This window comes from Paenibacillus lentus (assembly GCF_042714055.1).
Classification (GTDB): Bacteria; Bacillota; Bacilli; order Paenibacillales; family Paenibacillaceae; genus Fontibacillus; species Fontibacillus lentus_A.
Genome location: NZ_JBHGVC010000005.1, coordinates 471,783 through 487,218, shown reverse-complemented (window position 1 = coordinate 487,218; position 15,436 = coordinate 471,783). Strand labels below are relative to the sequence as shown.

Below are 15,436 nucleotides of genomic sequence, written 5' to 3'. Positions count from 1 at the left end.
GTTATGGGTCGGTGACTTAACGGTCAATCTTCACGCCTTTAGACAGCGACTTCTGATCCAAGTTCGTATTCACCAATTGGGGGAGCATTCGCATCCCCTTCTCCATGGCAGAGGAACACAGAGGACATACCGGAGTGTAATCAAACGCAAAATTATCCCTCATCCAGCCTTTGCAGCTCTCACTCGTACACGACCATACCGGTGTGTTCTCCTCAGGAATTTCTTCTAACGTTTTTTTACGGTAATTCATGTTTTCCCTCCTTCGGGTTTTAAGGCTGGGGAAACCCTATCCCCAAAAATAAAGAAAAACGTCTATCGACGTATTTTCACAGTAGACAGACCGCCTTTAACGGTAGTTGCTTTGCGATATAAGGATGGCTGCTCTAGGTGCTGAAACGATCTTATATTTTTAATAAAACTGCCCTTAACGGAACCGTTAAGAGCAGCTTAGCCTGCATTACAGTTTTACTACGTTTTCGGCTTGCGGTCCGCGGTTGCCTTGAACAACGTTAAATTGTACGCGTTGGCCTTCATCAAGAGTCTTGAAGCCTTCGCCAGTAATCGCGCTGAAATGAACGAATACGTCATTTCCGCCTTCCACTTCGATAAAGCCAAAGCCCTTCTCAGCGTTAAACCATTTTACTGTTCCAGTTTCCATTAGGGGTACCTCCTAAAAAAAATTAACATGTTCATTTTTACATAAAAAATTCACACATTGAAAAAAGCTCCATCTCAAAAGGTGACACTCTTTTCAACGTGTGAATATCAATACTGTATCACTTTAATCAACTATTGATATTATAACGCTCTCGAAGGAAAAAAGCAAATGAACTGTAAAATTTCGGTAAGAGGGCCATCGAGCCCTCTTGATACAGATTATATATTTTACCCAAAATAGGAATATTATTCATGTCGTTGCAGTTCCTATGCTCTTCATGGCTTTCCCGGCCGGCCAAACAAATATCCCTGCGCGAGAACGGCACCGCTATCCAGACAGAATTCAAAATCCTCCCGCTGCTCAACGCCTTCTACGAGTACTTTTCCGCCAAAGTCAATGGCGCGCGCAATAATATCTTTGATTTGCCGCTGTTTGTGGGCATCGTTTCTGCAGCCGCTCACTATGCTTCGATCAATCTTCACATAATCAGGCTGAAGCCGGGACATTTCCTCCACCGAGGAGAATCCTGCCCCTACGTCGTCCAATGCCATGGATATCCCATGGCCACGGCACACCTCAAATATATGCTGCAAATGAGAAATCTGCCGAATTCGCTCCGTCTCCACCACTTCGAATACAAAATCGCACGCATTCAAAGCAAGCTGTTCAATTTTTTTGAAGGTCTCATTCAGGCTCCGGCACGGATGTTCGATGGATGAGGGCAAAAAGTTAATGAACCTCTTGATTCCCCCGGGCAAATGATGTGCACTCGTCTCAATGGCCGAAAGCCTTGCCGCCTGGTCAAGGGAGGAATGCAGCCCGCTCTCGCGAGCAATCGCAAACAGTTCGAGGGGACTAAACGGTCTTTTCTTGGAGGAGGGCCGCAGCAAAAACTCATAGCCAACAATCTTCTCATCAGCATTAACAATCGGCTGAATGTGGTTTTCGAACCGTTTTTCGACGATTACGCCCAGAACATCATTATTCTTTATGCGGCTTTCCATTTGACATACGCCGAGCCACAGGGAAGATTGCTTGCTCCCTTCACTCGCCAGGGATGCACAGAGGCTCTCCCCGCACATAAAATTATATTTGCGAGTACACTCCAGCAGAAGCAGCAATTCATCCTTCGATCGATACGAAAATTGGCAGTCCGGGAAGCTCGGTTGCGAGCGATATCCCATATGTTGCATATGAGCTATAAATGATTCTGAGAATGGACGAAACCTAACGTACCCTCGGTCCTCAAGCGCCGATTGGGCACTGCCGTTGCAGAAGATCATAGCAATCCTCCTTGATTTCATAGATGAACACTGGTTCGACGTTTAGTTCAATGGAAATATGTGAAAATTATACCATGTCCTGCTGTCTCTCTAGCGTGACCTTGATCTCTTTTTGAGTATAATCGGGACTCGATCCGACGGACAAATGCTATGATGGATCTGATTAGGTATATACATGGATCACAGTTTGGAGCTTCATGAATAGTGCCTATGCAAATAAGGAGGGAACTGACTAACATGATTGATGCCCATATTCACCTTGACCAATACGAGGATGCAGCGATAGATCGATTAATTAAAAATTTGCAGCCTAACGGTATCGAAGGGCTTGTGTCGGTGTCTACCAACCTGGAGTCGTCAAAGGCGAACCTAACCCTCGCGAAGCAATATCCTGGCATTGTCCACCCTGCCTTTGGCTTTCATCCGGAAAATCCTTTGCCTTCCCCAGAGGATATCAGCCGCCTGCTATTCTGGATGAAGCTCCATATCGATGATATGATCGCTGTCGGGGAAATCGGGCTGCCTTATTATTTACGCCGGCAATCGGCCAAAGAAGGCACCTCCATCAATATGAATGCCTACATAGAGCTTTTGGAGCAGTTTCTCAGCTTCGCCAAACGGCATGACAAGCCGGTCATACTCCATGCTGTATACGAGGATGCCGATCTCGCCTGTGATTTATTGGAGCATTACGATATTCGCAAAGCGCATTTTCACTGGTTTAAAGGCACGAAGCAAACAACGCAAAGAATGGCTGAACAAGGATACTATATTTCTTTTACCCCCGACCTGCTGTATGAAGCAGAAATTATCGAGCTGGCGCATACATATCCTGCCGACCAAGTAATGGTCGAGACGGACGGCCCCTGGCCGTTCAAGAGCATATTCGAGGGGCAGCTCACTCAGCCGCCCATGGTGCTGCATGTCGCCGGCGCCTGGGCAGCTATCCGGGAAATTGATCCGAAGGAGGCTTGCCTTCAGCTGCGCAAGAATACACGGCGTTTCTACGGGATATAAGAATTTAGAGAAGGCTGCGTCTTCTCTACTTTGTGCCAAAGCCACGATCACGCAAAAACTGCCCCATATGCATGCGCGAAGGCTGAGCCAGCTTGTCCGCCATCAGCTCCGACCAAGGCGTAGCTTTAGCTCCTGCGGTTCTTTCGCGAAGATATGCCGCCATGATCTCATCATATTGACGGACATGTTTCTCCGAGCGGGAGGCATCGTAGCCGTTCCAATGCAGAACCGCCTCCTGGGGAAGCCTCGGACGAAGAGCAGGCTGCTGATCTGGATATCCAACACACATGCCGAACAGCGGGTAAACGAGCTTCGGCAAGCCGAGCAGACTAGCAACTTCAGTGCTTTGGTTGCGAATGCCGCCAATATATACGATGCCGAGTCCTAACGATTCTGCAGCAATCGCTGCGTTCTGGGCCGCTAAAGCGGTATCCACGGTCGCTACGATCAAGTTTTCCATCGAGCCTTCGTAGGTTTCCTCGCCGGGGCGGTGTTGCTGCGCTGCTTTTTTTAGCCTCGACAGCTCAGCACACCATACCAAAAAAACAGGGCAGCTATGCACATATGCCTGATTGCCGCTTAAACGGGCCAATTCCTCTTGAAGTCCTTTTTCCGTAACGGCAATAACGCTGTACGCTTGAACATTACTTGAAGTCGAGGCCGCTTGTCCGGCCGCAACAATCGTTTCGACCTGCTCACGTGTTAGAGGCTGGTCTGTAAACTTGCGAATGGAACGGTGATTGAGCAGCAAGGCGAGCGTCTCATTCATGGACTTCATCGCCTCCATTGAATTCTTGTCTTGCATGGCTTTTTCTCTCCTTTTTCATTGAATACGTCCAGGCTTCTGTCATAACAACTGGATTATAATATATCCGGCCATGGCCCACACGATGATTGCCGACAGCTTATTGATATGCCTCAATACATTTCCGCTCGAATCTAAACCGCCAATGAGACGCCCCGCCCAGCACAGCCCAAAGAACCAAGTCCAGGATACACCGATGGCAGCAGCGGTAAACAGACCCTTCTCCAGCCCTTCAAATCGGAGTGAGCTCGTCCCGATGACCCCGATCGTATCCATAATCGCATGAGGATTAAGCAGCGATACCGATACAGCAAACACGATTTGTTTACCCGCCGTAAGATGAGCTTCACCAACGACAGGCAGCTCGGGACGGCTGCGCCAAATCGACCAGCCCATGTACAGCATGAATAAAGCGCCGATGATAAACAGTAAAGTTTTCAACCAGTTTATCGTTAGAACAACAAGGGACACCCCAGCCACCGCAAGCAAAATAAGCAATGTATCACACAAGGCTGCTGTAATCACCGCAGGCAGAGCATGGCGTAATTTGGGATGGGCCGCCCCTTGATTAAATATAAATACATTCTGCACGCCCAGCGGCAGTATCAATCCAAATGCTAGTACAAATCCATAAATCGATGCTTCCCACATTCATGATTCCTCCATTTTTCAAGTCTGCTGATCTCATTGTAGAGCAGAGGAATGGATTTGGCTCCAGCCATTTGGATGGATTGCAAACCAGCCAAATTATATAATAGAACTATAATTATTTTATAGGGTACCTGGTACACCTGTTCTTCTATCCAATCGGAGGTTTAATTCATGGATCAACCAAAATGGCAGCCTAGCCGGCAGTCGGCTACTCCGCTGCATGTTCAAATAACGCAATATATTCGGGATAAAATCATCGGCGGCGAATGGCCCGTAGGCACCCGCATCCCCTCGCAGCGTAAATTAGCCGAAGCCTTCAACGTCAACCGCAGCACGGTCATAAGCGCATTAGATGAGCTAACCGCCGCAGGGATGCTAGCAGGCTGTAAGGGCGGCGGAACCCGGGTGATCAATCATACTTGGGGAGCGCTCGCCTCAACGCCTCCCACAAATTGGGATGCATACGTCAAATCCGGCATACACCGGCCCAATCTGCCCGCCGTGCAAGAGATTAACCGCGCCGAATTTATTCCCGGCATCGTCCGGCTCGGAACAGGGGAGCTGTCACCCGACCTGCTGCCGCATCGGGAGACGAGCGCTCTGCTCCGCCGTGTAGCTGATCGGACGCCCTCTTTGGGGTACGGCGAGCCAATGGGGGAGCCTTCGCTTCGAGAGCTGCTTGCAGCGCGGCTCCAGCAGCTCGGTATCGCGGTCTCCCCTGCTTCCGTGCTCATCGTCTCCGGCGCACTCCAGGCGCTGCAGCTAATAGCCGTAGGGTTGCTTGAACGAGGCTCTACCGTACTGACAGAGCGTCCCTCCTACCTGTACTCCGTCCCCGTATTCCAATCCGCCGGCATGAAGCTTCGAGGCGTTCCAATGGATCGTGATGGCATACGGACTGATTTGGTTGGTGCTTATGCGAAACAATTCGGCGCCTCCTTGTTGTACACGATACCTACTTTTCATAATCCATCGGGTACGATGATGAGCGAGGAGCGCCGCAGAAGGCTGATGGAAGCCACCGAAGCCAGCGGACTGCCGGTGATTGAAGATGACGTATATCGAGACTTGTGGCTCGATGCTCCGCCAGCCCGCCCACTCAAGGCACAGGACACAACTGGAAATATCCTGTACCTCGGCAGTATGTCGAAGACGATTAGCCCGGGATTGCGCATCGGCTGGATCGCTGGCCCTCAGCCCGTATTGGAGCGCCTAGCAGATATCAAGATGCAAAGCGATTACGGCTCAAGCGCCTTATCGCAGCAAGTAGCCGCAGAATGGCTTGGCAGCGGGATGTACGAGCAGCATGTGGAGCAGGTTCGGCATCAATTAAGAGAGCGCCGTGACGCAATGCTGGGCTGCCTGGACAGATATTTTAAAGGCATAGCGAGCTGGGACGCCCCCGCCGGCGGGTTCTATATCTGGTTGAAGCTGCATTCCCAGCTCTCGGCAAGAACGCTGTTCGACCAAGCTCTTCGCCAGAACATTCTGATCAATCCCGGCCATCTGTACGACAGGGAGGCGAACCAATATATACGTCTTTCTTACGCTTTTGCCTCCTTTGAAGAAATGGAGTACAGCCTTGCTCGTCTAGCGGCGATTATCAAATCTATTTCATCCTGATATATATTCAATAACATATTTCTCCAAATTATTCCAATAGGACAAGCAACTATTGTGACGCTGGATTCGTTTATACAGATGGGAGGGGTCATTCTATGCGTATTCTACAAAGCAGTGCCTGCGTCATCGCCATAGTTCTGCTAATTACAGGATGTGCGGATAATAATGAATTCAGCGGCAAGCCTAACGATCCAAAATCCGCAGTCGCCAATCAGCCTCCAGATCCCGTCAATCCCGGAACTGACTCCGGGGAGGATCCAGTAGATACGGAGCGGGTTAGAATAAATGACGAAGAACAAAAACCAGATGGAGAACAAGAGTTGTATGCCAGCGTAGACGGCAGCGCGGGTCAGCTATACGGTTTGGCCTTTGAAGCGATGATGCCTATGGATGAAGCTTTAAATGAAAACATGAAATATATTGCGATTGATTTCAGCGTACTGTCCCATTTAACAGAGGAAGATAAGCAATACATTGAACAATATATGGGCAAATTTGCCGTCGAGGTTAAAGACGCCACCTTCGAGCAGCTTGAGGAGAGCGAGAATCTCCGGGATAACAACATGATTCTAGATGGAGTACTGCTTAAGGTCGATAAGGTGGACATCAGCGAGAACGGTGCCGTTATCGAAGGCATAAAGTATAGATCCGGTAACGGAGCTATTGGTGTAAACATCAAGCTAACGCTGGAAGACGGAGCCTGGAAGGTCACAGAGACAGCAACCACCTGGATTAGCTAGGAAAAGTACTTCGACTTCGACACCCTTGCCAAAATATTTTCGAATCACTTATTCGCTTCTAAAAGAAAAAGCTGCCTGAAAACAAAGACTTCCTTTGCTTCCAGACAGCTTGCTTCATTTATACGATGTCGTAGCCCTGCTCTTCAATCGCTTCCTTAATCGTCTCTACACTGAGCTTGCTCTCATCATAGCTCACCGTGACGTTTTTCGCGGACAAATCCACCTTGGCGCTTGCCCCCAGCTTGGATACCGCACCCTCTACAGAGCTCACGCAATGATTGCAGGACATGCCTTCTACGTTTAATGTAACAGTTTGCATCACTTTTTCCTCCCCTTGACTTTAGATCATCGTCCACGCAACGAGGCACGTTCTCCCTCGGTTCTGTCACGCGGGTACTCTTTCCTCATAGATGTATCATAATATACCCCCGCATAGTATGTAAAGATGTCCCAAGCCAAAAAAATCACCCTGACCTCAGGACTCCCGTCCTTCCTTCAGAGTGATTTTCATTAGAGTAAATCAAGCTTGGACTAAGCTTAGCCTATTCGCTTATTGATATCCCCAGATCATCGTAAACAGAGTACCGAAAACCGTCACCAAGCCTACGAACAACGCGTAAGCGATATTAGCATATAGCGACATCTTCGAACCCGTCTCGCCGATGTGCATGAATACGAACAGTTGAACTGACATTTGAATGATCGCACAAACGAGCAAAACCGTCATTTGCATCCCGAAGGACATATCGAAGAACAGAACGGTCAGCGCAACGACCGAAAGGATCAGCGAAGAGACATATCCCATGACGTGTTGAAGCGGGAACAGTTTTTTCATGTCACATCAATCCTTTCAAGTATACAAAGCTGAAGATAAAGATCCAGACGACATCAAGGAAGTGCCAGTACAACGAGAAGATGAACGACTTGTTCGCCGTATCCGGCGTGAAGCCTTCACGCTTCATTTGCAGCATAAGCCCGCCGCCCCAAACCAATCCAAGCGTAACGTGGGCCCCATGGAGGCCAAGCAGCGTGAATAGGCTGGACATGAATGCGTTGGTTTGCAGCGTCGCGCCTTCGTTTACATACGTAACGAATTCAAATATCTCGACGCCCAGGAAGCCAAGGCCAAGCAATAAAGTGACTGCAAAAAATCCCATCGTCGCTTTCATCAAGCCTTGCCGCATACTGTTGATCGCCAAACCGATTGTAAAGCTGCTCGTCAGAAGCAGGAAGGTCTCAATAAGCACCGGTCCGATTTCAAAAATCTCTTTCGCCGTAGGCCCGTCACCCGTACGATTCCACAATGTGAAATATACAGCGAAGAGCGTGGAGAACATGACAATCTCTGCCCCGAGAAATACCCAGAAACCAAGGATGCGGTTTTTGTTCTCCTCTGTACTATATTCCAGCGGTACTGAATGATCTATTTTCATACCTGTTCACCCCGCAATCGTTGTTCGGTCTCCACAATTTCCTTTACAGGAATATAATGTCCGTGATCGCGTTCAAAGGATCTGACTATCATCATAATGAAGATGCCAAGGGCTCCAATCACAGCCCCTACCCACCAGTTAAAGACCATGAAGAATCCGAAGAACATGAAGATTACCCCGAGAATAAACGGCTGTCCGCTGTTGTTAGGCATATGAATGTCGCTGTATTCCTCATTGTACAGGGATTTGCCTGCCTTCTTCGCCATCCAGAACGCATCGCGGCTCTCAATTTTAGGCATAATCGCAAAATTGTAATGAGGCACAGGGCTCGGCGTACTCCATTCCAGTGTTCTTGCATTCCATGGATCACCGTTAGTCTCTCTCGGCGCGTAGCGGAAGCTCCAGTAAATGTTGTGAACGAGTAAAGCAAATCCGATAGCCAGACCGATGGAACCGATCGAGGCGATCAAGTTCAGCGGGCCAAAGCCCGTCTCGGCGGAATACGTGTACATCCGGCGCGTCATTCCTTTTAATCCCAGGAAGAAGAGCGGCAGGAACGTTACGTTAAAGCTCAATACAATAACCCAGAATGCCCGTTTGCCCTGCTTGTCGTTCAGACGGAAGCCGAACAGTTTCGGGAACCAATAGTACATTCCCGCGAGAACCCCGAAGACTGTACCAGGGATCAATACGTAGTGAAAGTGGGCTACCAGGAACATCGTGTTGTGGTATTGGTAATCCGCACTCGCCATCGCCAGCATAACGCCGGTCACTCCACCGATCGTAAAGATCGGGATAAAACCGAGAGCATACAGCATCGGCGTCGTAAACTCGATTCGGCCTTTCTGCATCGTGAACAGCCAGTTGAATATTTTAATCCCGGTCGGGATGGCAATCGCCATCGTCGTCACGGAGAAGAAGCCGTTAACCATAGCGCCGTGTCCCATCGTATAGAAGTGGTGAGCCCACACGAGAAAGGACAAGAGCGAAATGATGACCATACTGAATACCATCGATTTATAACCATACAGATTTTTGCGTGAAAACGTGGATATGACTTCACTAAATATACCGAATGCGGGCAGAATGACGATATATACCTCTGGATGTCCCCATACCCAGAACAAGTTGGCCCAGAGCATATCCATCCCGCCGTTGGCCATCGTGAAGAACTGAGAGCCGAACTGCCGGTCCAGCATCATCAGCAGAAGCGCGATCGTCAATACCGGGAACGCAAATACGATGATAACGGAAGTGACCAGAATCGACCATGTGAACATCGGCATACGCATTAACGTCATGCCTGGAGCGCGCATTTTGAGAATCGTAACAATAAAGTTAACCCCGGTCATCAGCGTACCGAGTCCGGCAATTTGCAGCGCAATAGAGTAATAGTTATTCCCTACCGTCGGACTGAACTCGATGCTTGATAGCGGGAAGTAAGCCGTCCAGCCAGCGTCTGGAGAGCCGCCGATCACGAACGAAATATTGAACAGCATCGCTCCGAAGAAAAAGAGCCAGAAGCTGACGGCGTTCAAGCGCGGAAACGCTACATCCCTTGCTCCGATTTGAAGCGGTACGACAACGTTCATTAACCCGATAATAAATGGCATCGCCATAAAGAGGATCATAATGACTCCATGAGTCGTAAAGACTTCATTATAGTGCTGGCTGTCCAGAATCCCGTTCTCCGGTACAGCAAGCTGCGCACGCATCATGAGGCCGTCTGCCCCACCCCGGAATAGCATGATGAGGGCAGAGATGATATACATAATGCCGATTCTCTTATGATCAACGGTCGTTAGCCATTCACGCCACAAGTATCCCCATTTCTTAAAGTAGGTAAGGCCGACAACAATAGCGAGTGACACAAGGACAATAGCGACCATTGCGCCGTAAATCATCGGCTCGCCCGTGACGAAAAATTCGTCCCATTTCATTTAGCTTACTCCTTTCCAGTTCTTAGTTGCCTTGCGAGCGTTCTGCTCGTCATCGCCTGCTTAATGGTTATGCCCGGAGTGATCCGTCTCAGCGCCATCCGTCTCGAAATGATCCATGTCGAACTGATCCATTTCCGATTTGGCCGTTCCAGAATCGCCGTGATCATGTCCGGCGTGCTCACCCTCAGGAGGCGGTAAGAACGTTAGGTGTGTGGATGAGTACGTTTTTCTGCCGACATGCTTCGTATCAAGCAAGCTTTGGAATTCTTCCTGTGTTAATTCGGTAGCCGTGCTCTTTACTTCATCCACCCATTTGTCGTACTCTTTCTGGTTCATCGCCAGCACCTCGAATTCCATATGGGCAAAGCCTTCACCGGAGAAGTTCGCATTCTTGCCCACAAGGGAACCCTCGTGCTCGGCAACAAGATTCAGCTTCGTGACCATATCGCTCATCGCATATTTCTGACCGCCGAGCTGAGGCACCCAGAAGCTGGTAATTGGCCCGTACGCATACAGACGGAACTCGACTGGACGATACGTCGGGATATTAACATAGTTGACCGTTTCGATTCCTTCCTCTGGATAGCTGAAATGCCATTTCCAGTTGGAGGAAGCAGCGTAAATAACCATTGGTTCCTGATCTTGATAATCTTTAGGTACAGCCTCAACCTCGTTCGTACTGCGAATCGTAACAACGGAAAGCATGATGACGATCGCTAACGGAATCGCAGTCCAGGTAATTTCAAGCCACGTCTTCCCTTCATCATGAGGTGGCTCGTAATCCGGAGCAGCCTTCGAAGCTCTGTATTTGGTAAGCATGTAAACAAAAAGCACATAGACGACGAGTAGTATAAGCGCCATCGTAATAATGGAGAATATAATGACGTCGGATTGAGTCTTGGCCACCGGTCCCTTCGGATCCAATACCGTAAGAGTACTGCAGCCGGACAGGAAGACAAGCAGCGCTGAAAATGCGATTAACAGCAGCCCTCTTCTTTTCATAGATTCCGTTACCCCTTTCTAAACAGTAAGCTTTCACAATGATGATGCAGCGTGCCAAATCGTACTCGTGAGAACTTAAGTATTACAACTAAGAATAATGTTAGGAGTCGTCAAAAATAAAAACAAACCATAGAGAAAGGCAATTATGTAATAATTTTACATATGATGGCATCATCACTGCTTCCCTCGACCCCTTTAAAGCCGATATTCAGCCGTATTCGTTCAAAAAACGCCAAATTCGGCGATTTTGATAATTGTTCACAATGGCCGTTTGCAGTACCGGAGTTCGCAGAATTGTCATAATGATCAAGGTACTTTGTAACTAAAATCACATACATTCACACCGTTTCAAGCTCCTCTCGAGCTTAAATACTTGCTAACTCTCTACTACCGGATAAAAAAAAAGGCCAACCAGCATCCTGCAAATCAGGATACCGGTCAGCCGTAATCAATCTATACGTCAGTCTGCCTACAGCAATTCTTTGCGAAGCTGTTCTGGCGACTTAGGGGACAACAATCCAAAAGGAATGTCAAAGACCGTTCTGGCCCCGGATTCACCCGCTTGCGACAGCTTATAAGCCGCTCGGGCGTAGGCAACAAGAACACTTGCCGTAAATTCCGGATTGCTGTCGAGCATCAAGCCGAATTCGATAATTTGCGTATTGTTCTCTCCTGTACGGCCGCTCCGCAGCACATTCCCGCCGTGCGGCATGGCGGAATGATTCGCCTTCAGCTCTTCTTCGCTTATAAAATGAACCGTCGTATCATAGTCGGAGAAATAGTTCGGCATTTCCTTGATTTCGCGTTCAATCTGTGCCTGATCCGCGCCCTCTTCAGCGACAACGTAGCATTCCCGCATATGCTTCTCTCTCGTGGACAGCTCCGGGTTTTCCCCTTTGCGTACGCGATCAACGGCCGTTTCAACCGGAATCGTATACTGAACGCCGCCTTTAACGCCATTCACGCGACGAATCGCGTCAGAGTGCCCTTGGCTTACGCCTTTGCCCCAGAAGGTATACTCCTTGCCTTCAGGAAGAATAGCTTGTCCAAGCAAACGGTTCAAGGAGAACAGACCTGGATCCCAGCCGGTAGAGATGACACTTACATTTCCCCCTTTAACGGCCGATGCGTTTACTTTCTCGAAATACTCGGGAATCTTTGCATGTGTGTCATAGCTGTCTACCGTATTGAACATGGCGGCCAGCTCCGGCCCTTGCTGCGGAAGATCCGTGGCCGAACCTCCACAAAGAATCAACACGTCGATATCGCCCTTATACTTCTCCAACTCGGAAATATGTACGACACCGCTAGCTGCCGCCACATCGTCCGGGTTTCTTCTTGAAAAAATTGCGCGGAGCTCAAGATCCGGGTTTTGCTTGATTGCTTTTTCCACGCCGCGTCCTAAATTCCCATATCCTACGATACCCACTTTGATGTTCGATGCCACTTTACGTATCCTCCTTCAAAATTAGATCTTCATTATTTTATCTTACTATGGGTCATTTTTAAATCTTTAGCCTCATAAGTTAGGCATTACTTCACTGTTGCTATAGGTACGCCTCAAAAAAAATTCACAAAAATGTCAAATTTGCCGTTTTTAGTCGCTCTTTTATAGCCCGATATGGTCATATCCTCCGAAGAAAAACGACTGTAAAATGGGGGTTGTTGTGAAAAATGTCATTGCAAAAAAACAAAGGGGTGATCTCTTCGTTGAAAAAACGATTGGCACCTAGAGCGTTAACTGCACTCATACTCTGCTGCCTTCTACTCTCGCTTCCCGCCTCCGTATCCGCTCACGCCTACGTTGTAACGTCAACCCCGGGAGAGAACGAAGTACTACAGGATGCGCCTACTTCCATCAGCATTACCTTTAACGAACCGATCGAAAACGCTTTTCATTCGATTCAAGTTACCGATCCCTCGGGTCAGCAGGCCGTCAGCGGTGAATCCAGAATCGATGGGGGAAATTCGGCCACATTGCTCGCAGAGCTGCGGCCAAATCTCCCTGACGGTATTTATACCGTGAACTACAAAGTGCTGTCCAGCGATGGTCATACGGTAACGGGTACGTTCCCTTTCATCATCGGAGACGAAGCAGCCAAGCATAACACGACTGCTTCAAATGAGCCGGGCAGCAGCGGAGGCCGCGCTTTGCCAGGTACAGATCTTCTTCTCGTACGCTGGCTGCAATACAGCGGCCTGGCGCTGTACATGGGTACGCTTCTCTTTCACCTGGTTCTCTTGCCGCGCCGCAGCGAGAAAGCTTCGGCAGCGGTTTGGCAGCACAGCAAGCGGCTGCTCATGCTTTCCCTCATCCTAGCCGCGGCAGGCATTGGGCTAAGCTTGCCGCAGCAGACAGCGAGCGATGCCGGAGTTCCCTGGGGCCAGGCTTGGAATCCTGCATTACTTAAGGATACGCTTCAGCTCACTTCGTTTGGAAATGCATGGCTGTATGAAATGGTGCTGCTCCTTCTGCTGGCAGGACTCACCGTGGTTCTCGCAGTCTTTGCCGAACGAAGCCGCTTGTTAGCGAGCTGGGGAACTGTCATCGCACTCATGATCACTCTCGGCATTTTGCTGGCCAAATCGTTTATCGGCCATGCCGCTGCGGCGAACGAAAAAAGCATGGCTATCGCCATGAACTTCCTGCACCAGGCCTCTTCCTTTATGTGGCTCGGAGGGTTATTGTCGCTGGTTTGTCTGCTGCCGGCTGCTGCTCGAGCATTACGGGATAAGCCAGACTCTAAAAATCAAATTTACTGGGAAACGATCCGGCGATTCTCCATTCTCGCTGCCTGCTGCGTCATCATTTTGCTATCGTCGGGGATCTATGCGGGCCTGCTCTATGTACCTACCTGGCACGCGCTCCTGAACAGCAACTACGGCCTTGTTCTGCTCATAAAGGCAGGTCTTACGCTGATCATGCTCATCCTTGGCCTCTCTGCGTTTCTGCGCGGCCGCAAGCAGTCCCGTCCTCTGGGAGCGGGAGTCTGGCTGGAGTTCGGCATTGGGCTGATCGTGCTCGTTGTCGCCGCCATCCTGTCCAACATGCCGACAGCATTGTCCAGCCCCGGCCCAGTCCACCTAAAGGGTACGACACCGGACGGCTACCATGTAGCCGTGAAAGTGACCCCGAATGTTATCGGTCAGAACAATTTTGAAGTGACTGTCCACGATCACGACCAGAAGCCGCTTCACGATATCGAGCAAATTACGCTAACGCTGACCTCTCTCAGCATGGACATGGGAACGATCGAGTTCGTCCTCCCTAAAGGCGAATCAGTACCGCTAACTGGAAATGGGCTCATATCGATGGGCGGACGCTGGAGTCTTCACGTGCATATTTTGCTGTCCTCACTGGAAACCATCGATAGCCGCTTCGCCTTCGAAGTAGGCACCGAGAAGTAGGCACCGCACCGAATAATAAAAAATAACAAATACAAAGGAGATTTAATGGCTATGCAAAAAAAGCTTCAACACCTTTCCGCCATGCTTACTAAAACAATGGCTCTGGTTCCAGCGATGGCTGCATTCCTGCTGCTATTTGCCGGAATCGCCAGCGCACACGTCACGGTTAAGCCAGGTTCGACAGCCCCCGGAGCCTGGGAGACCTATACGATCAAGGTTCCCGTCGAGAAGGAAATTCCCACGGTCAAAGTAGCCCTGAAAATACCTGAAGGCTTGGACTTTAAACAATATCGCGCCATCCCGGATTGGAAGGTAGAGCTTACTAAAGACAGCTCGGACAGAATTACTGTCGTTACCTGGACGGCTGAGGGTGAAGGCATTTTGCCCGGCGAGTTTCAACAGTTTGAATTTGTGGCCAAAAATCCGGATGGCGATGCAGAATTAGCCTGGGATGCCTTCCAGTATTACAGCGATGGCAGTATTGTGGAGTGGACGGGTGGCGAGGGAAGCGAAAAACCGCATTCTATCACGCAAGTCACCTCCCAGCCAGCGGGCGCGGATAGCGCGAGCCAGCATAGTCACGATCACGATCATGATCAGGCGGCTGCCAGCAGCTCGGAGCATGAAGGGGAAGAAAATCATGCGGGCGAAAATGGTTCGGGCAATGATCCTCAAGCTGCCGAAACCACTGCCGCAATTTCGGATACGGCACAAGAAAGCTCCGCGCCTGGATCAAGCGCCGCGAATACATGGACGATCCTGCTGTCGTCAGCAGCGCTGCTGGTCTCGCTCATCGCCTTAGGCATTACGATTCGCAGCACGAAAAAGTCCGCTTAATGCCAAAAAACTCGGCACTGACGTCAAACGACGACGAGG

General features: G+C 49.6%; 16 protein-coding genes. 5 read left to right on the top strand and 11 right to left on the bottom strand.

Features of this window, described 5'->3' with window-relative positions; genetic code table 11:
• Window positions 1-16: 16 nt before the first annotated feature.
• The 3 genes from ACE3MQ_RS14780 to ACE3MQ_RS14770 form a co-directional block, all read right to left on the bottom strand.
• Window positions 17-250 carry a cold-shock protein gene (locus ACE3MQ_RS14780; protein ID WP_379393867.1) on the bottom strand — a complete coding sequence of 78 codons (234 nt, stop codon included), beginning with the start codon at window positions 248-250 and terminating at the stop codon, window positions 17-19.
• A gap of 207 nt (window positions 251-457) precedes the next feature.
• A complete protein-coding gene (locus ACE3MQ_RS14775) occupies window positions 458-658 on the bottom strand; it encodes a cold-shock protein (RefSeq protein WP_009223993.1) in 201 nt (66 codons plus the stop codon).
• A gap of 275 nt (window positions 659-933) precedes the next feature.
• On the bottom strand, window positions 934-1,941 hold the full coding sequence (locus tag ACE3MQ_RS14770) for an EAL domain-containing protein (protein ID WP_379393865.1): 1,008 nt from the start codon (window positions 1,939-1,941) through the stop codon (window positions 934-936).
• 237 nt (window positions 1,942-2,178) lie between these two features.
• Between ACE3MQ_RS14770 and ACE3MQ_RS14765 the strand changes: the two genes are divergently transcribed.
• Window positions 2,179-2,958: a TatD family hydrolase gene (locus tag ACE3MQ_RS14765; RefSeq protein WP_379393863.1), complete on the top strand. Its 780-nt coding sequence runs from the start codon at window positions 2,179-2,181 to the stop codon at window positions 2,956-2,958.
• A 25-nt stretch (window positions 2,959-2,983) separates the two neighbouring features.
• Here the strand turns inward: ACE3MQ_RS14765 and nfsA are convergent, their stop codons facing one another.
• Together nfsA and ACE3MQ_RS14755 are read right to left on the bottom strand one after the other, a co-directional pair.
• The gene (nfsA, locus tag ACE3MQ_RS14760) at window positions 2,984-3,727 is read right to left on the bottom strand and encodes an oxygen-insensitive NADPH nitroreductase (RefSeq protein WP_379394088.1); all 744 of its coding nucleotides are present in this window, start codon (window positions 3,725-3,727) and stop codon (window positions 2,984-2,986) included.
• 78 nt (window positions 3,728-3,805) lie between these two features.
• Complete coding sequence (locus tag ACE3MQ_RS14755) at window positions 3,806-4,414, bottom strand: LysE/ArgO family amino acid transporter (protein ID WP_379393860.1); 609 nt, start codon at window positions 4,412-4,414, stop codon at window positions 3,806-3,808.
• Window positions 4,415-4,585: 171 nt separating this feature from the next.
• On the opposite strand from ACE3MQ_RS14755, the gene ACE3MQ_RS14750 reads away from it, so the two are divergent.
• Window positions 4,586-6,037 carry an aminotransferase-like domain-containing protein gene (locus ACE3MQ_RS14750; RefSeq protein WP_379393858.1) on the top strand — a complete coding sequence of 484 codons (1,452 nt, stop codon included), beginning with the start codon at window positions 4,586-4,588 and terminating at the stop codon, window positions 6,035-6,037.
• Between the two features lie 95 nt (window positions 6,038-6,132).
• Window positions 6,133-6,777, top strand: a complete 645-nt coding sequence (locus ACE3MQ_RS14745) for a hypothetical protein (RefSeq protein ID WP_379393856.1) — start codon at window positions 6,133-6,135, stop codon at window positions 6,775-6,777.
• A gap of 118 nt (window positions 6,778-6,895) precedes the next feature.
• Here the strand turns inward: ACE3MQ_RS14745 and copZ are convergent, their stop codons facing one another.
• From copZ to ACE3MQ_RS14715, 6 genes are all read right to left on the bottom strand, one after another.
• Window positions 6,896-7,096 carry a copper chaperone CopZ gene (gene copZ, locus ACE3MQ_RS14740; protein ID WP_379393854.1) on the bottom strand — a complete coding sequence of 67 codons (201 nt, stop codon included), beginning with the start codon at window positions 7,094-7,096 and terminating at the stop codon, window positions 6,896-6,898.
• A gap of 231 nt (window positions 7,097-7,327) precedes the next feature.
• On the bottom strand, window positions 7,328-7,612 hold the full coding sequence (gene qoxD, locus ACE3MQ_RS14735; protein ID WP_379393852.1) for a cytochrome aa3 quinol oxidase subunit IV: 285 nt from the start codon (window positions 7,610-7,612) through the stop codon (window positions 7,328-7,330).
• 1 nt (window position 7,613) lies between these two features.
• Entirely contained in the window at window positions 7,614-8,210 is a 597-nt protein-coding gene (gene qoxC, locus ACE3MQ_RS14730) for a cytochrome aa3 quinol oxidase subunit III (protein WP_379393850.1), read from the bottom strand.
• Window positions 8,207-10,150 (bottom strand): cytochrome aa3 quinol oxidase subunit I, encoded by a 1,944-nt coding sequence (gene qoxB, locus ACE3MQ_RS14725; protein ID WP_379393848.1) that lies wholly within the window; start codon window positions 10,148-10,150, stop codon window positions 8,207-8,209. Before qoxB ends, qoxC begins: the two co-directional genes overlap by 4 nt.
• 60 nt (window positions 10,151-10,210) lie before the next feature.
• Window positions 10,211-11,152 (bottom strand): cytochrome aa3 quinol oxidase subunit II, encoded by a 942-nt coding sequence (gene qoxA / locus ACE3MQ_RS14720; RefSeq protein ID WP_379393846.1) that lies wholly within the window; start codon window positions 11,150-11,152, stop codon window positions 10,211-10,213.
• Window positions 11,153-11,621: 469 nt separating this feature from the next.
• On the bottom strand, window positions 11,622-12,599 hold the full coding sequence (locus ACE3MQ_RS14715; RefSeq protein WP_379393844.1) for a diaminopimelate dehydrogenase: 978 nt from the start codon (window positions 12,597-12,599) through the stop codon (window positions 11,622-11,624).
• Between the two features lie 227 nt (window positions 12,600-12,826).
• Here ACE3MQ_RS14715 and ACE3MQ_RS14710 point away from each other — a divergent pair, with 227 nt between their 5' ends.
• Both ACE3MQ_RS14710 and ACE3MQ_RS14705 read left to right on the top strand, forming a co-directional pair.
• Window positions 12,827-14,560: a copper resistance protein CopC gene (locus tag ACE3MQ_RS14710; RefSeq protein ID WP_379393842.1), complete on the top strand. Its 1,734-nt coding sequence runs from the start codon at window positions 12,827-12,829 to the stop codon at window positions 14,558-14,560.
• Between the two features lie 45 nt (window positions 14,561-14,605).
• Window positions 14,606-15,397 (top strand): YcnI family copper-binding membrane protein, encoded by a 792-nt coding sequence (locus ACE3MQ_RS14705; protein WP_379393840.1) that lies wholly within the window; start codon window positions 14,606-14,608, stop codon window positions 15,395-15,397.
• The last annotated feature ends 39 nt before the right edge of the window (window positions 15,398-15,436 follow it).